At 40.5% G+C, this 18,272-nt stretch carries 13 protein-coding genes; 6 read left to right on the top strand and 7 right to left on the bottom strand.

Going from position 1 to position 18,272, the window contains the following annotated elements:
- The first annotated feature begins 180 nt into the window (after nt 1–180).
- Entirely contained in the window at nt 181–903 is a 723-nt protein-coding gene (locus FCR06_RS13195) for a hypothetical protein (protein ID WP_138500301.1), read from the top strand.
- A 56-nt stretch (nt 904–959) separates the two neighbouring features.
- Here the strand turns inward: FCR06_RS13195 and FCR06_RS13190 are convergent, their stop codons facing one another.
- From FCR06_RS13190 to FCR06_RS13180, 3 genes are all read right to left on the bottom strand, one after another.
- Nucleotides 960–1,847, bottom strand: a complete 888-nt coding sequence (locus FCR06_RS13190) for a hypothetical protein (RefSeq protein ID WP_138500299.1) — start codon at nt 1,845–1,847, stop codon at nt 960–962.
- A gap of 49 nt (nt 1,848–1,896) precedes the next feature.
- A complete protein-coding gene (locus tag FCR06_RS13185; RefSeq protein ID WP_138500297.1) occupies nt 1,897–2,406 on the bottom strand; it encodes a hypothetical protein in 510 nt (169 codons plus the stop codon).
- Nucleotides 2,407–2,541: 135 nt separating this feature from the next.
- Nucleotides 2,542–3,195, bottom strand: coding sequence for a class I SAM-dependent methyltransferase (locus FCR06_RS13180; RefSeq protein ID WP_138500294.1), 654 nt, complete (start codon nt 3,193–3,195; stop codon nt 2,542–2,544).
- Between the two features lie 442 nt (nt 3,196–3,637).
- Between FCR06_RS13180 and FCR06_RS13175 the strand changes: the two genes are divergently transcribed.
- From FCR06_RS13175 to FCR06_RS13160, 4 genes are all read left to right on the top strand, one after another.
- On the top strand, nt 3,638–5,290 hold the full coding sequence (locus tag FCR06_RS13175) for an ArnT family glycosyltransferase (protein WP_138500293.1): 1,653 nt from the start codon (nt 3,638–3,640) through the stop codon (nt 5,288–5,290).
- 156 nt (nt 5,291–5,446) lie between these two features.
- Nucleotides 5,447–5,914, top strand: coding sequence for a MarR family winged helix-turn-helix transcriptional regulator (locus tag FCR06_RS13170; protein ID WP_138500291.1), 468 nt, complete (start codon nt 5,447–5,449; stop codon nt 5,912–5,914).
- Between the two features lie 161 nt (nt 5,915–6,075).
- Complete coding sequence (locus FCR06_RS13165; RefSeq protein WP_138500289.1) at nt 6,076–7,545, top strand: HlyD family secretion protein; 1,470 nt, start codon at nt 6,076–6,078, stop codon at nt 7,543–7,545.
- Between the two features lie 133 nt (nt 7,546–7,678).
- The gene (locus FCR06_RS13160; RefSeq protein ID WP_138500287.1) at nt 7,679–9,274 is read left to right on the top strand and encodes a DHA2 family efflux MFS transporter permease subunit; all 1,596 of its coding nucleotides are present in this window, start codon (nt 7,679–7,681) and stop codon (nt 9,272–9,274) included.
- A gap of 157 nt (nt 9,275–9,431) precedes the next feature.
- Here FCR06_RS13160 and FCR06_RS13155 read toward each other — a convergent pair whose 3' ends face one another.
- The 4 genes from FCR06_RS13155 to FCR06_RS13140 all read right to left on the bottom strand — a co-directional run bounded on the left by FCR06_RS13155 (nt 9,432) and on the right by FCR06_RS13140 (nt 16,610).
- Complete coding sequence (locus FCR06_RS13155; RefSeq protein WP_138500285.1) at nt 9,432–10,109, bottom strand: tetratricopeptide repeat protein; 678 nt, start codon at nt 10,107–10,109, stop codon at nt 9,432–9,434.
- Between the two features lie 302 nt (nt 10,110–10,411).
- On the bottom strand, nt 10,412–13,309 hold the full coding sequence (locus tag FCR06_RS13150; protein WP_138500283.1) for a beta strand repeat-containing protein: 2,898 nt from the start codon (nt 13,307–13,309) through the stop codon (nt 10,412–10,414).
- Nucleotides 13,310–13,622: 313 nt separating this feature from the next.
- Entirely contained in the window at nt 13,623–15,596 is a 1,974-nt protein-coding gene (acs, locus tag FCR06_RS13145) for an acetate--CoA ligase (protein WP_138500281.1), read from the bottom strand.
- A gap of 219 nt (nt 15,597–15,815) precedes the next feature.
- Nucleotides 15,816–16,610 carry a class I SAM-dependent methyltransferase gene (locus FCR06_RS13140; protein ID WP_138500279.1) on the bottom strand — a complete coding sequence of 265 codons (795 nt, stop codon included), beginning with the start codon at nt 16,608–16,610 and terminating at the stop codon, nt 15,816–15,818.
- A gap of 550 nt (nt 16,611–17,160) precedes the next feature.
- Here FCR06_RS13140 and FCR06_RS13135 point away from each other — a divergent pair.
- A complete protein-coding gene (locus tag FCR06_RS13135) occupies nt 17,161–17,889 on the top strand; it encodes a Uma2 family endonuclease (RefSeq protein WP_138500277.1) in 729 nt (242 codons plus the stop codon).
- The last annotated feature ends 383 nt before the right edge of the window (nt 17,890–18,272 follow it).

The following is an 18,272-nucleotide window of genomic DNA, read 5'->3' as shown; positions in this document are numbered from 1 at the left end:
TGTATATGCGATCGCGGTAATTCCTAATTATTCGGCTATAGGTAAAACTGGAGGCTTAAAATCAAAAATAGAAATTGTTTTTTCGCTCAATGGATTGTGAACTATAGAACCTAAATGTATCTAAATTAATTACGAATTATTTCATTGGTCTGCAATCCTTAGCTTGAGATTTTCACAAAAATGCTAAGACTTTATCATTTACTATTCGGTTCTGTTTTACTGGTGTTAATTCCGGTAGGAGCAAAATTTCTTTTGCCGCAATTTTCTGCAACTAAAGTGCCAAATCCTCCCACCGTGGCAAAACATCTCAACCCTGCCGAGGGAAATATTTGGGAAAAAATTCTCGGAAATACACCTGCTCCAACTAACTGGCAAGTTGCTGCTTGTAATGGCAATGCATCCTTGTTGTGTGTCTCGTCCAAAGGAAAAGTTTTGGGTACAGTTGAAATTAACGTTTACCCACTAGAAAAGATTCCAGATTTTCAAAATAAACTTATAGCTGCGGGTATTCCAACTAATTCTCAAGTTGATTACCGAAATTCTAAATATCAAACTCAAGTTTTGACAGCACTCAAGGCTTGGGTTACAGACAACTATGCTACTTTTGCCAAAGACCGTCAGGGTAAATATACAAAAGAAATTACTTTTTCACCCTACCCAGCGCAACCAGTAGCAATTGGTAAGCTTCAAGGAATCCGCTATGGGTTCGCCGGACTTAAGCAGCAAGGTGAAGTCCAAGAGCAACATATCGGTCATGTTGTCTTTGACGGTACTAAACTTTATGTAATTACGACTGCCTTCGATCCAGCTACGCAAACAGGTAAGTTTGAGAAGCTGGAAAATTTGGCTATTTTTCAACCTTATTTAGATGCGATCGCCGCAGATTTACGTTTACGGCAATAGAAATTGGGGACTGTGGATTAGAGAAGAGTTTTCTCTCTACCCAGTCCCCCACCAACTTAAATCTCAGCCACCGCCCGTTCAATTAAGCGACGTGCCAAAGTTTGCGTACCTGTGTGTTCATAATAATTGGTTGATACATCCAAGAACGCGGCCAGGTAGTCTAACTTGTCATCAGCAATTTCCACAAAATTTTGCAAGTTGTGGACAACTTTTTGTGGCGTTAAATTATTGGCGTTGACTAGCCCACTCATCCAACCTTTAACTGAGTCAAAGCTTTCGCCAATAAAGTTAAGTTTACTGCCAGCATTATTACCCGGAATCACATCTTTGATGTTTTTAAAAGTTGAGTTTTGTTCTAATTCTTGCGGATTTGTCTGATTTAGCCCGGATATCGCTTTGCTGATGAAGTCTGGGCCTAGAGGTATCAAACCATCAACACAAACTAACGCCACCATGCGGATGAGTGACTCACCGCTATATTCTCCCAAAGCACCAACAAAATCTCCAATACTGTCTCCGGGAATACCGTTGATTTGGCAGAAAGCTACCAATTCAGCGACTAATTTCAATGTCAAATCGATGGTTTGGGCTTTGTCAGGTTTGGGAGTAACAGAGTTTAAAAAACCCAATAAAGGAATTTTTTCACCGACTTTATTAGCTAAAGCAGCTGCACCAAGGGCTTTATCTGTATTATCAACGGTTTGATATAGCCACAAAGCTGTTTGATATCCTTGGGATTTGTCGTTGAATAAATAAATGGCTCGTTCGCCAATTTGCTGAATTAAATCTTCGTCGGTTTCGAGAGTGACTGTCTTAATAGTGTTGACAAAGCCGACGGTATTTTGCCACTGGCCAGGAGCAACAAAATCGAGGGAGTTTAACAGAGAAATAGTTAACCCTCTAGTTGGCAATTGATCGACCAACTCAAAAATTGATTTACTCACAAAAATCTCCTGATTCTAAGGTTTGTTATACTGATGTCACCAATCTGGCTCATTTGAGTTTAGCTAAACCATTGAGATTAAATTTTTGTAGCCAAGCTGCGCGATCGCTAGCTGTAAATGACGGATCGCGGGAAAGTACTTTTACTTGGTACTTACCTACTAAAATTGCAGTTTGCGTGTTACCTATTTCTACTGCGGGATAACCGCCAATTTTTTTAGTGCTTTTCGAGAACTTTGCTGCTGTAGCTGGTGTACTGCTGGTATCGGAAATAGATAACATAGCTATATCTTTACCGCCTTTCTTCAACTTGGCTTCAGCAAAACCTTTTTTTTCTTGGGTATAGACGCGTTGGTAGCCATTACTAGCCTCTGGGAAAAATTTGTTAAATTCGCTACCTTGAGTTGCAGTCTTAACCACAGCCTGACCGCTTTTTTGCCGACTGCTATCTTGTTGCGCCTGGTCGAAACGTCCTGGGGTTTTTGCACTACAAGATGTTGCTAGTAATAATACTGAGAGCAATAACGCTGCTAAAACTTTACGCCCACCATGTAAAATCATTCTTGGCATCTCCTGATACTTGAGCTTTCACGCAATTATCTGCGCTGCTAGTAATTTTGACCCAGAAAATTTACTTTTTGATAATTATTGCGTAGGTTGTATACAGGACTTAGCCAAGTGTAAAATTTTTGCACTCTAAATACTGTTGTCACGATAAGCGATAACAGCATAAAACGGATCTCCTCCAGGTGCGCCTAACCACTGGAAAATATTCCCTAATGTTGATTTATGAACGATAACTTCTGGAGTGGTAAATCCGGGGACTGAGGCAAAGTAGCCCTTGACTAATTCGACTCGCTCTGCCTCTGAAGCTTCTCGCCAAGCTTGAATTGCTTTTTGAAAGAACATCCGGTTAGAAAAACTGACGATTGCAACACCACCAGGTTTGAGGATGCGGTGAATTTCGGAAAATGCTGCTTCTGGATATTGCAGATATTGCACAGATACGCAGTTGAGAACGGCATCAAAATCTTCATTTTGCAAGGGTAACTGCGGATTTTCGTTGATATTTTGGACGAAGTAATGATTTAATCGGGGATTACGTGCTAGTTCTTCGGCGTTGAGTCCGTGTCCCTCGACATGAGAAAATTGTATCTCTTCTGGGAGATGAGACACCCAGCTGCTCATCATATCAAAGATGCGGGTGTTGGGTTTGAGGCGATCGCGATATAAATCCGTTAGCTGTTGAATAAATCCTTCATCAACATGAGTGACGAAGCGAGGATCGGCGTAGAATAGTTTATCGTCTGTGTCATCTAACTTTAGACGTTGATTCGGTCTTAGCTGCATAAATCCTCGTATCGATAACTTTTTTGCAAAATTGCGGCAGTTTCAGGTATTTTTAAACAAGCCTATGTAACATATTTTAATAAAAAGTAAGACATATACGACTTATGTTTGATTTTTAAAATCGTAGGCCCGTTACTGCTGAGGGTATGGCACCAACTAAATGTTTTGGTACATTAGGCTATGCCATAACACACCTTACATATATTTAGATTTTTTAGAAATCAAACCAGACTACTATATAGGGCAGAATTGGCGAATTCAAAAATAAAACAAGTTTATACCAATTTGAAAAAAGAATGCGACAGATACATATCTCTAAAACCTTGTCCTGCCTGGATTCTTAATTTTGAATTTTGAATTGGTATTACTTTGTGTACTTTACCAACTCAGAAAACTACCATCAACGAGTCCACATTGCAGCATTCATTGCTTATAAATATTGATGTTTTATAAATTACATGTTTTACAGTATATTTGGCGAAAAATCCGGTTGTTAGGATCATTACCCTATTTAAGTTTGTTAGTTTGGATACTACCTTTATTAATATTTACTTCTGGCGACAATAGCCTAATGGCACATGATGAAGCACTTTATGCTTCACGGGCGCGTCTGATGTTTGATTCTGGTAATTGGATAGCACCTTGGCCAAAGGCACATCACAAGACTCCTGGCCCTTATTGGTTAATTGCTAGTTTCTACAAGTTGTTTGGTGTCAATGATATTACTGCGCGTCTTCCTAGCACAATCGCAGGGATTTTCTCCATTTGGCTTGTATATGAAATTGGGAAAATTATCTTAGGTAAAAAATTAGCTTGGTTAGCTGCTGCAATTTTAAGTGTAGAATTCCTCTGGCTACAATATTGTCGTTTAAGTACACCTGATGTRCCTTTAGTTTTATTGGTACTTTTAGCTATTTTAGCTTTTCTCAAAGCAGAATTAAATCCTATACATCGYTACTTTTGGAGTTTTATTGCTGGTTTAAGTTTAGGTTTAGGCTTCTTAGTCAGAAGCTTTATGATTTTTATCCCAATCATAGCTTTATTGCCTTATTTAATTTGGGATTATCGCCGTCATCGTTATCTGACTAACCCAGTCTTATATTTAGGGTTTTTCGTCGGCTTAATTCCTAGTTTACTTTGGCTATGGCTGAGTTGGTTACATTATGGCAATCAAAGCTTTGAAGAGTTGTACAAGTTTGTTGTACATCAAAGTACTGATGACCATTATCATACTAATTTGCTATTCTATGTATGGAATATTTCCTTAAAATCATTTCCTTGGGGTTTTTTCGGAATTCTCGGACTGTTTTTGGCTATCCGTCGTCCCTTTCGCTATCGTTTGTTATTAGTTGGGTTTCCACTAGTTTTATTTATTGAAATTAGTATTTTTACAACTCGTTTTTCTCACTATAGTCTTTGCCTTTATCCTTTTGTTGCTTTGTTTGCATCTGTGGGATTAAACTGGCTAGGCAAAATTTACAAGTCAGAAATTACCTTAAAACTTACTCTGCAAAAAGGTAAAAAAAATCGATTAAAATTTTTTAGCAAGCAGAATATTGTGCGAAATCTCAGTTATGGCTTTGGCGGATTTGGTATTATACTTATCATCGCCAGTATTGTGATTCTTGGCTGGGGTGGTTCCGATATTCGTAAGTATGCAACTGTTGGTTTAGCTATGGGATTGGGTTGGTTAATTTTACCTATAGTGTGGATTGGTCGTTATCATTTTGGTAAAAATCTTAGAACTCGTTACTGGATTGCAGGGTGGTTAATTCCCTGTTGGCTAGCTTTAGCGGCGATGGGTAGCACAGGTTTGTTAAGTGACTATAATCCTGGTTTAAGAGTTTTTCTCCAAGAAAGTGCGATCGCTTCTATTTTGAGAACTAATCCGATATACTTTGTGCAAATAGATGATAAAGTCCAAGTATTGCTCGATTTCTATATTGCTACTGACGATAAACCAGTAGACTCTATTTCCCAAGTACCAGCTTTTAGCTATGCTTGGATTTATAAAGAGCAATCGCCTAAATTATCTAGACCTCACCGTATTCTTGGTACTGTCAAAGAGTACCAGTTTATTCAGGTACTTCCTTAAGTTTTGTCATTAGTCCTTAGTTAAAAACTAATTACCAATACTCCATCCTCTATGTTCCATACGCTATTCTCTATAACCAGGATTAAAAGCAGCTATTGTCAAAATACCAGAATTTAGATAGCATATAAATATTACGTATACGAACTATTCTGCCAAATGGTTTACACATCTAATCAATCCCCACCTTTAGAATCGTGGCAGCAAAATCTGGCACCATACAATATGGGCTACAGAATCAAATTACTCTCGCAACTAGTTGCACGCAGGTTTACTGACAGACTAGAACCGTTTGGATTGACGCCATTTCACTGGTTGGTATTGTGCTGTCTGTGGCAAGAAGATGGTTTACCTACCTCTAGTATTGGGGACAAACTCAAACAAGTGGGCGGTACTTTAACTGGGGTATTAGACCGGATGGAAGAACGCGGCTTGGTGCGTCGAGAACGGGATACTCACGACCGCCGCATCTGGCGAATCTGGCTAACCGATGCAGGTAAGGAATTAGAGACTGTTTTACCGCCAATCGCCGCAGCAGTGCGTGATGAAGCGATGGACGGTATTTCTTTTGCTGACCGGGAACTGTTTTCCCAAATCTTGAATAGGGCGATCGCTAATCTCTCTTAAGATTGTCCGACAATCACCCAATCGGGTGAAGCAACGTTAAGATTTCTTGTGAGATTATAGTACGCATACTAAATAAAAGACGAAATAAATCTAGTAGATAAATAATACGTATTCTAAATAAACGAGATTTAATCAAATCATTCTGCAAGGAAGTTGAAAAGATGGGCGCTACAACATTAAACGGACGTAAGGAAAACAAAACTCCAGTTCTAGACAAAGAACTGATTACCGATTTAAAAACTTTAGAAGCTGTAGAGACACCAGAAGCTGTAGAAACACCAGAAGTTCCTGTTGTAACTCCTGAAACAGAGAAACAAGTTTCACCGAAGCGTAAAAAACCGATTGGTTTGATTTTGGCAGGGTTAGGGGTAGGTGCGATCGCCGCAGGTAGTTTTGGTTATCACTACTGGCAATATTCCTCTACCCACCAACAAACAGATAACGCCACTGTTGAGGGAAACATTCACCAAATTAGTAGCCGTATTCCTGGAACTGTGACTGAAGTGCTTGTGAATGATAATCAACTGGTGCAACCAGGACAGTTGTTAGTGAAGTTAGATCCACGCGATTATCAAAGTAAAGTACAACAAGCACAAGCAGCATTAGAAAATGCGCGTGGTCAGGCGCAAGCCGCCCAAGCGAATATTGCTTTAGCTTCACAAACCACTACTGGTAAGACAACTCAGGCGCAGGGGGATGTTAGCAATGCTGTAGCATCAATTTCCACGGCTCAAGCAGCAGTCCAAGAAGCGCAAGCCGGAATACCAGCAGCACAAGCGGAAGTTAAATTAGCCCAAGCAGGAATTCCCGCCGCCCAAGCTCAAGTAGCCCAAGCAAATGCCAACTTGGAAAAAGCCCAAGCAGATTACAATCGTTACAACGAATTGTATAAATCGGGTGCGATCGCTCGTCAGCAGTTAGACACAGCCAAAGCTGCCTATGATGTAGCTGTAGCACAGAAAAATGCTGCTGTTCAGGGAGTAGAACAAGCCCAAGCCAGATTAGCATCTGCCAAAGTTGGTGTCGCCAAAGCCCAGTCTCAACTAGCACAAGCTCAACAAAATGTAGTCAGCGCCCAAGCGAAGTTGGCTGCATCTAAAGGAGGATTGCAACAAGCAACAGCTGGTGGTCAAGACACAACAGCAAAACGCAGTCAATACGAAGCAGCAAAAGCAGCGATCACTCAATCAGAAGCATCTCTCAAAGACGCTCAGTTGCAACTATCTTATGTTAATGTTACCGCTCCTAGTGCTGGACGAATAGGCAGGAAAAACGTGGAAGTTGGTAACCGAGTTGCAGTAGGAACACCGTTAATGGCGGTAGTGGATAACGAGTATTGGGTAATTGCGAACTTCAAAGAAACCCAATTAGAAAAGATGCGCTCAGGAGAACCAGTAGAAATTAAACTCGATAGTTTCCCTCATCACAGCTTTACTGGTCATGTTGATAGTATTTCGCCAGCTTCCGGCGCTCAATTTGCCTTATTGCCACCAGATAACGCTACAGGTAACTTTACCAAAATTGTACAGCGCATCCCAGTCAAAATAGTTTTTGACCAAAAGAGTATTCAAGGATATGAATCGCGGATTACACCGGGGATGTCTGCCGAAATTGCAGTGGAAGTTAAGTAGGTTATTAGTTATTGGTCATTGGTCATTAGTCATTAGTTGAAGAAAAAATGACTAATGACGAAAAAATTCCAGATGAGTATAAGATTTAATCATCAAATTATTTACTACTTCATCTGAGAAGTGAAACAAGACTATGGCTAATACAGGTGTAATGCGTCAGCAGGGGCACAACCCTGCTGTACCACCAGATCGTGTACCGCTAAGAACCTGGATTGGTGTATTAGCGAGTATGCTTGGTGCGTTTATGGCGGTATTAGATATTCAAATAACTAATGCTTCCCTGCAAGATATTCAAGCAAGTTTAGGCGCAACTCTAGAAGAAGGTTCTTGGATTTCTACCGCCTATTTGGTTGCCGAAATTGTAGTCATTCCTTTAACAGGATGGTTATCCAGAGTCTTTTCTCTGCAACGTTATCTATTAGTAAATACTCTATTATTTATTTTATTTTCTATATGTTGTGCTTGGGCTTGGGATTTAAATTCCATGATTTTATTCCGCGCTTTACAAGGTTTTAGCGGTGGAGTATTAATTCCTAGCGCGATGACAATTGTCTTAACGACTTTACCGCAGTCCAAACAATCAATAGGGCTGGCAGCATTTGGTTTTAGTGCAGTTTTTGCCCCATCAATTGGCCCAACAATAGGAGGTTGGTTAACTGAAAATTTTGGTTGGGAATACAACTTTTATATTAATTTAATTCCAGGTGCATTAATGCTAGCTGGGGTTTGGTATGGAATTAAACAAGAACCAACACAAATTAGTTTATTAAAACAAGGTGATTGGTGGGGAATTATTGCAATGGCAATTGGATTAGGTTCCCTACAAGTTGTTTTAGAAGAAGGTAGCCGCAAAGATTGGTTTGGTTCAGCGTTAATTGTGCGCTTGACTGTAATTGCCGTAATTTTTTTGGCAGTATTTTTCTTTATAGAATTAACTCGTAAACAACCATTTATTAATCTCCGACTCTTGTTGAGGCGTAACTTTGGTTTAGCCAGTATTGTGAACGTGTCTTTAGGAGTAGGATTATATGGTTCAATTTATATTTTACCGCTCTATCTGGCCCAAATTCAAAAATACAATGCGCTGCAAATTGGTGAAGTATTGATGTGGGCTGGGATTCCTCAACTATTTATTATTCCTTTAATACCAAGATTGATGCAACGTATTGATGTGCGCTTAATGGTGGCTGTTGGTGTAACATTGTTTGCTGTAAGTGCATTTATGAATTCCGGAATGACTAATGAAACAGGATTAGAGCAGTTACGCTGGTCACAATTTGTGCGTGCAATGGGACAACCGCTAATTATGGTACCACTTAGTTCGATTGCCACTGCGGGATTGAATCCGAAAGAAGCAGGTTCAGCGAGCGGTTTATTTAATATGATGCGGAATCTAGGCGGTTCTATTGGAATTGCTTCTTTAGCAACTTTATTAACGAATAGAGAACAATTACACTCGAATAGATTAGGTGATGCAATATCTTTATATGAACCAACAACTCAACAGCGAATGGAGCAGATGACACAGTATTTTGTCAGCCAAGGAGCAGATTTGAGTACGGCACAAAATCAGGCGATCGCATCTATATCAAATATTGTCCGTCGGGAAGCATTTGTGATGGCTTTTAACGATTGTTTCTACTTTATTGGGATTGCATTGTTACTGAGTGGAATTGCAATTATATTCTTTAAAAAAGTGAAAGCAAGTGGTGGTGCTGTGGCTCATTAATTTTGTTAGATTAATTATAGAGAGTCATTCATCTAAAAATCAGATTATGCGACAATCGCCGCATAATCATCTTCAGCGATCGCATTTTTAGCAAAGCACTATTAGAGCTAATTTTTCCAAAATGTTATTAACTTTTATTCCCTAAATCATCTAATTTTCAGGAAACACTAGGATCGTCTGATTTTTTGATTTCTTGCAAGATTCGTTGAACTTGATTAACTTTTTCATTTCTATTCTGTTCTTGGAAAATTTTTAAAGCTTTTTCTAAAGAAGATAACGCTTCGTCTTTTTTATTTGTTTGCCACATTGCCAAGGCAAAATTCGTCAGCGCTTCGGCATAATTAGGATTAATTGCTAAAGCTTTTTTATATTCAGTAATAGCTTCTTCCCAGCGATTTTCACTAGCATAAACCATACCAATCCCATTGTAAGCTAGAGCATATTTTGACTGGAGGTGAATGGCTTCTCGATAGGCGCTAATTGCTTGTTCGGATTTCTTTTGCTGAAAAAGTACATTTCCTAGTTGAAAGTGTGCAAAGGCATCTTGTGGAGATTGTTTAATTAGTTTGCGTAAATTTTCCTCTGCACCTTTGAAGTCTCCTTGATTATACAACGCATTGGCTTGTTGGAGAATCTGCGCTCGGTCTGATGACCCTGTGTTTGGAAATTGTGCTATTTTTGACTGTTGTTTGTGTGCAGCCTGTTCAGGGGAATGCAGAGAAATTCCCGTCACTGCTAATACTGATGGTGATATGCCAATTGTAGTTATGATACTCAGCGTTATACAGCTAAGAGGTTGAACAAATATTGATTTGTGTTGCTTTTTCAATTTCATTGTCCTCAATGCCTTAATAATGTCCTGATTATCATGATAAATTGAGGTGCGTTATTAAATGCCTAACCTACCAACAGGCAAGTCAGAGTTGGGTGGTGATTGCTTAAGGTCAATTTATTAGTAGGCTATTCGGCGTCACTTTGCTTATGATTTAGATATTGCCATCGCTTAGCAATATCTTATATCTGTATGAAGTAGGCTATCGGTTTCCAAAATGATTTGGATTGATAAATTGAATTTAATGTACTTAGAATACCACCTCGCAACCCATACTTAAAATAATGGCAGAGCGTTAATCACGATTAAACAACCACAAAATTGTTTTCAGTTAATAACAATCCATTTGATAGTTGTGCAAGTTTTACCTGAGTAAATGCATCTGCACTGCCATCAGGGTCAAAGAACAGTTCGCCTGTAGCGCTATTATAAATAAATCGCTGAACACTAGTGCTTGCAGATGTTCCGATACTAAACTGACTTGCTTTGAGTGAACCTATTGATAAACCGCCACTAAAACGAGCAGCTGAGACTTGAATCAGTTCATTAGTGGCGTTGAAGTCATAGATATTATCTACACCTTGATTGTAACTATTAAAAGTAAAGATATCAGCACCATCCCCTCCATAGAGGGTGTCATTACCGAAACCACCTGTGAGGTAGTCATTGCCAAAACCACCATAAAAAGTGTTATTGCCTACTGCACTAGATGCCGAGAGAGTATCATTACCATCGCCCCCAGAAAGTAGGTTCTTGCCTGATGAATAGTCAATATTCAAAGCATCGTCACCAGCGCCACCGTTGAGGGTGTTATTGCCAGACGCCCTACGATAAACTTGGTATACTCCGTCGAAATTGTAGCCACAGGCAAACAGAGTATCATTGCCATCACCCCCAGAGAGTAGATTATTGCCTATTGAATAGTCAACATTCAAAGAATCGTTACCAGCGCCACCGTCAAGGGTGTTATTGCCTGAGGTTTCATAATAGTATGGTGAGCCTGGACCGAGTTCGTCGCCGCCGAAGTACCCAGAGTCGTAGCCAGCCGCACTAAGAGAATCATTACCCTCATCCCCAGAGAGTAGGTTATCACCTGATGAATACTGAGCATCTAAAATATCATCACCAGCGTTACCATTGAAGATGTTGTCAGTGCTTGAATTTATAGCATTTAAATAATCATTACCTTCACCGCCAATAACCGTATCATTGTCACCAAACGCGTGGAGTGTATCATTGCCATTGTTCCCCACAATGTAGTCATCATAGGCTGTACCTGTGATACTCAATCGTTCGATATTTTTGTAGCTAACTAATCTCGTCCCTGCGGTAATCAATCCAACATTGGTAGTAGCGTCAAATGTCGAGGTGATTCCCTCGGTAGCATTGCTAAAAGAGAAATCGACAGATAGCAAATCATCACCTGTGCCTCCATCTATGGTATCGTTACCACCACTGCCCGCGTCGAGTGTATCATTACCATTGCTTCCCACAATGTAGTCATCGTAGGCTGTACCTGTGATACTTAATCGTTCAATATTTTTGTAGCTAACTAATCTCGTCCCTGCGGTAATCGATCCAACGTTAGTAGTAGTATTAAAAATTGAAGTGATTCCCTCAGTAGGATTGAGAGAATCGATGGACAACAAATCGTCACCTATCCCACCATCTATGGTATCGTTACCACCAACAAGTGCGTAGAGTGTATCATTGCCATTGCTTCCCACAATGTAGTCATCATAGGCTGTATCTGTGATACTTAATTCTTCAATATTTTTGTAGCTAACTAATCTCCTCCCTGCGGTAATCGATCCAACGTTAGTAGTAGGATTGAATGTCGTTGTGATTCCCTCGATCGCATTGACGTAGATACCTAGCGAATCATCGCCTGTTCCTCCATCTACTGTTTGAGTCATTAATAAAGAGGAGGCTAAGATTGTGAAAGAATCATTGCCATTCCCTCCACTGAGGGTGTTACTACCAGTACCACTGAAGAGAGTATCATTGCCATCTCCACCATCAAGCAGATTATTGCCTGCTGAATCGCGGGCACTCAAGAAATCATTACCATCTCCCCCATCAAGCAGGTTATTACCTGTTGAAGAGCTAACATCTAAGAAATCATCATCAGCACCGCCGTTGAGGGTATTACTACCAGAGGTGTCAAAATAGGTACTGAAGTAGTAGTATCTAGACGCAGAGAGAGTATCATTGCCATTGCCCCCAGAGAGCAGATTATTGCCTGTTGAAATCTTAGCGGAGAGATAATCATTACCATCACCGCCAGAGAGTAAGTTATCGCCTATTGAAATTTCAGCAAATAAGTCATCATCACCAGCGCCTCCATTAAGGGTATTATTGTCAAAGATATAATCAGAGATTGTTATAAAGTAACGGTCGTAGTCGGCAGTGCCAGAGGCGAAGAGAGAATCATTGCCATCACCTCCAAAGAGCAGGTCATCGCCTTCTGAGTCTTTTGAATAGTTATTATTTAAGTAATCATCACCAGTACCACCATTGAGGGTGTCATTGCCCGCACCACCATTGAGGGTGTCATTACCTGCACCACCATTGAGGATGTCATTACCTGCACCACCTCTCAAAAGGTCGTTGCCAGTTTTGCCGTCAATAATGTCATCACCCCCCTGACCATTGATTACATCATTTGAGTTGTCAAAGCCATTAACATTGTTGTTCAAGTCGTTAAGGAAGGTGACTGTATTCTTGTTGAAGATAGTGCTTTGGGTGGAGTTGGCATTGAAGATATCAAAGTTGTCCGTGATGCTGGTTTGTCCATCAAACAAAATATTGCCCGAGTTTACAGTGGCTCCTGTAGATAAACTTAGGTTATCTAGGTTTTCCAGGGCAAAGTTTTGCAGTATGACTTCGTCATCTACGCCTTCAAAAAGGATTTTCAGATTGTTGCCATCCTGGGTCAGCAGCAGGTTTTTGGCAATTAATCCATCGCCTTGAAACTTTATAGTATCCACTTGGGCAATGACTGCTGATGTTGGGTTTATTCCTTTACCAATGCCACCAAAATCGGTGATGGTATCAATGCCGCTGCCCAAGTTGTAAACAAATTTATCATTGCCGCCTCCACCTGTGATGGTGTCGTTGCCTGAGAGACCATTAATCGTGTCGCCACTGTTACTACCCAGTAGGGTATCATCACCGCTGTAAGTTCCAATGATATTTGCCATAACTTTACTACCTACCTAAATCGATTTTTTCAGTTACTTCAGTTCTCAACCTTGAGTTTAGTGCTGTTTTATGGCAAAAATAACTCATATCAAGTTCGGCTAATTACTTACAATATGGTTGGTCTTTTTGGTAATTGGTAATGGGTAATAGGTAATTGGGAAAAAGGTAAATGGGAATTGGTAATAGCTAATAAGGAATTGGGAAAAAGCGAATTGGGAATTGAAAATTTACCCATTACCCATTACCCATTACCCATACGCAGGGCGTCTCTCCTTAGGGAAGACCGTGCTGCTTCACCAAAATTTAAAATTCCTACGTGCCTTGCCGCAATTTATCCAACACACTTCTATCTTCTAAAGTAGAAGTATCACCAGATACTTCTTGTCCCGCAGCTAGATTCCGCAATAAGCGCCGCATAATCTTACCCGATCGCGTTTTCGGCAAAGCGTCGGTAAAGCGAATTTCTCCAGGACGGGCGATCGCACCGATTTCTTTGACAACGTGTTGCTTAAGTTCTTTACTCAATTGTTCACTTTCTTGGTAAGTGCCTTCTAAAGTCACAAAAGCAACTACTTCTTCACCTTTGAGTTCATCCGGCTTACCCACTACTGCTGCTTCTGCCACTGCTGGATGAGAGACTAAGGCTGATTCTACTTCCATTGTACCAAGTCGATGACCAGATACATTGAGTACGTCATCGACGCGACCCATTACCCAAAAGTAACCATCTGCATCGCGTCTGGCACCATCACCGGCAAAGTAAGTATAGTTACCATCTTTGGGGGGGATATGTTCCCAATAGGTGCGGCGAAAGCGTTCTGGATCGCCGTAGACTGTCCGCATCATTCCCGGCCAAGGATGGCGGACTGCTAGATAACCGCCTTCTTTGTTGGGTAGGGAATTTCCTTCTAAATCCACGATGTCTGCAAGAATTCCAGGGAAGGGAAGCGTTGCAGAACCGGGTTTTGTGGGAATTGCTCCTGGTAGTGGTGTAATCATGATACCGCCAGTTTCCGTTTGCCACCAAGTATCAACGATTGGACAGCGGCCTCCACCAATTACTTTGTGATACCACATCCAAGCTTCTGGGTTAATCGGTTCGCCGACGGTTCCCAACAATCGCAACGAAGATAAGTTTCGCGCCTTGGGATGTTGTTCGCCCATTTTAATAAATGCTCGGATTGCCGTAGGTGCAGTATAAAAAATATTGACGCCATATTTTTCAATCACATCCCAGAAACAGCCAGGATTAGAAGCACGCGGCGCACCTTCATACATAATCGTTGTTGCACCGTTGGAAAGGGGACCGTAAACAATGTAGCTGTGTCCCGTAATCCAGCCTACATCTGCGGTACACCAATATACATCTGTGTCTTGCAGGTCGAAGATCCACTTGGTGGTTATGTGGGTATACAAATTATAACCAGCAGTTGTATGCACTACACCCTTCGGTTTGCCCGTACTGCCAGAAGTGTAGAGGACAAACAGCATATCTTCGCTGTCCATTGGTTCGGCAGGACAATCAGCAGATGCATCTTTTTGTAACTCATGCCACCAATGGTCGCGTCCCCCCAATTGCATATAAGTTTCTTGTCCGGTGCGCTTGACAACCAAGACATTTTCTACACTAGGAACAGCACCATCAGCTAAGGCTTTATCTACCTGTTCTTTGAGGGGAACGATCGCATCTTTGCGCCAGCCACCATCAGCCGTGATTACTAACTTAGCTTTAGCATCAATCAAGCGATCGCGCAAAGCTTCGGCACTAAAACCACCAAATACCACGCTATGCGGTGCGCCAATTCTCGCACAGGCTAACATAGCGATGGCAGCTTCCGGAATCATTGGCATATAAATACCAACGCGATCGCCTTTTTGTACGCCTAATTTCTTCAATACATTGGCAAACTGGCAAACTTCCCGGTGCAGTTGGGCATAGGTAAGGGTACGCGAGTCTCCTGGTTCACCTTCCCAAATCAGTGCTGCTTTATTTTTGCGCCAAGTCGTCAGGTGTCTGTCAAGACAGTTGTAAGAAATATTAATCTTACCGCCAACGAACCACTTGGCAAAAGGCGGTTGCCAATCTAAGACTGTATCCCATTTTTGGAACCATGATAATTCTTTTGTCGCCAAATCTGCCCAAAATTGCTGCGGATCGGCTTTAGCTTGCTCGTAAAGCTGCTGATAGTCTTCCAGACTCTTGATATGGGCGTTTTGTGAGAATTCCGAACTAGGATGGAAAAGGCGATTCTCTTGTAAGATTGATTCTATGGTTGGTTGAGACATAGTTTATCAGGGCGATCGCTATTGTTACTAAAAACTATTCTTAGCCCAGTTATGCTGTACTGTATTTAGATTTTCATTAAGCTGGATGGAAATTGCCGAGTTATTACTCATTCTTTGCGTCTGTGCGTCTCCCTCATTTCCACGACTCCCCACCCCCGATTGCTAAAACTAACCTCAGTTGGGATTAATTTACCGATGCTATCGTCCCTATTTAGATGCTTATGCTTTACGAGCTACAACGTAGTAAATTAACTCTTCATGCCATACACCCTGCTCAGTTTCTAGTGCAGCAATCTCATCATCATAACTAGCTTTAATCTGGCGAATTTTTTCCGGTTTTAATTGCCGTAAGGGATTATCGATATGCAGCCAAAATTGCCCATTCCATCTGCTTTGTGCTTTTTCTAAGCTTAGATAAGTCCCCATCTGTCGAGGATAAATTTCAATTTGCTTAAATTTGGCTTGAGTTAATAMGTGTTGAATTCGCTCTGTTGTTCCCAATGGTTCGTGCAGATTTGGAAGTGTGATTCCATGTTTTGCACAGGCTTCTACGATCAACAATGCTGAATATGAATCTTCAGACGAGCAGGTAAATGCGATGAATCCACCGAACTTGAGAAAACTATACCAATTTTCGATAATCTTAGGAATATTGGGAAAAAGCACGATCGCGTAAGAACAATAGATAGCGTCAAACTTATCTAGTTCAGGCTGATATGCTTGTACATCGACTTCAATTAGCTCAACATTGGATAAGTTTTTGGCTTGAATTTTCTGTTGAGCAATCTTAAGTAGTTCTGTTGCGATATCAATTCCAATCACAGAACCACTTGTGCCAACTTTCTGAGCGGCTTCGAGCGCAATATTTCCCGTTCCCGTTGCAACATCTAAAACGGATTGCCCAGGACATGGAGTTGCATAGTCAAAAAGTGCAATTGCACGATTGAGAGTAGCATCATTGTCATAATTCGTCCTTGCATTATAAAAATTGATGATTTCTTGTTTATATGTCATAAATAACAACAGTTTAGGATAACAATTGCGCCATCAATATGGTTAGCTGGGTTTTATAATCTGCTGATTCGGTTAACAAAGGAAGATAGCGTTGCGATCACACTCGAAGATGAAGACAAAAAAATTACTGGACGGACGGGTATTTTAGTAATCAACAATCCTCAAACTAATGCTACATCAACTTTTTTGATTTTAGTAATCGAAGCAAAAAATAGTGCGCTCAAAGTGAGTAAGGCTTTACCTCAATTACTCACTTATATTTTTATAAGTTGAAACTAACAACCATATGTTTGGGGTTTAGTAACTAACGGACTAGGTTATCAATTTGTATATTGGAGACGTGAAGAATAGCCCATTTATCAATTAATGCCATTATTAAATCTCAATGAATCTCCCGATATAATTGAGTTATTACAAGTTCTTATAAGTGTCTGCGATTTAGTAAATTTTTAGTAATAATTGAAGAATAATTCAGAATTAATTAGTTTGAATTAGTAACCACTCTCTCTTACAAAGTGGCTGTTGACCTAGAATTGCGGGGCGATCGCTTATGTCTGAACCTGCTACCTTAGAATTCATCCGTGATGATACTTCAGTAGATGAAGTTATATTTCCTCCTGGCGATATACCGAGTGACGAACCACCCTTGGAAAGTGACCTACACCGAGACCAAATAGATTTGCTGATTCGCCTGCTGAAATCGTGGTGGCGAGAAAGGCAAGATTTTTATGCTTCTGGGAATTTGACAATTTACTACAGTCCTAACCAGAAAAAATCAGAATACTTCCGTGGTCCAGACTTTTTTGTAGTTTTAGGAACCGAGAAAAAAGACCGTAAAAGTTGGGTAGTTTGGCAAGAAGACGGCAAATATCCAAATGTAATTGTAGAGATTTTGTCAAATTCAACAGCAGCAGTTGATAAAGGCTTCAAAAAACAAGTTTACCAAGATACTTTCCGCACACCGGATTATTTCTGGTTTAATCCGGTAACAATGGAATTTCAGGGATTCCATCTAGTAGATGGAAAGTATCAAGAAATTCAACTCACCACTGATGGCCGTTTATGGAGTCAGCAGTTAGAACTTTATTTGGGAGTTTATGAAGGTAAATTAAGATTATTTACTACTGAAAATCAATTGATACTATCATCTGAAGAACTAGCCCAACAAGAAAGTTTACGTGCCGAACAAGCAGAAGAACGCGCTCAACAAGCACAACAAGAAATTGCTAGACTCCGTGAATTTTTGCGTTCACAAGGCATTAACCCTGAGAATATTTAATTAAATGGGTAAATTCACATAGACACTTTACGTTAAAATTAAATATAAATTTGTTGAAACAGTCAAAGGTGAAGCAGTGCGGGAGGGAAATCCTTTTACAGGTGACTGACGAACCCGAAGGGTCTTGGGGTCTGAGTCCAGTTCTTACAACTCTTGGAAACCCTGCGGAGTATCTCTCTGAGTAAAGCTAACCGCCGTGCGGGGCTTGGAAATTTTAAATTTGCGATCACACTCCAAGAGCATCTTTGAAATTTATTCTGTCTAAAATATACAGAACATATGACTTCTTTATAGGAGTAACAAAAAACCCGAATCCAAAATCCCAAATTTGAAATCTAAAATTTATCGTAAATAGTCAGCTAAGGCGTATGATGGAGATTTAG

The sequence above is a fragment of the Nostoc sp. PA-18-2419 genome (assembly GCF_005869855.1).
In the GTDB taxonomy this organism is placed as follows: domain Bacteria; phylum Cyanobacteriota; class Cyanobacteriia; order Cyanobacteriales; family Nostocaceae; genus Nostoc.
This window is presented reverse-complemented; position numbering and strand designations above follow the sequence as displayed.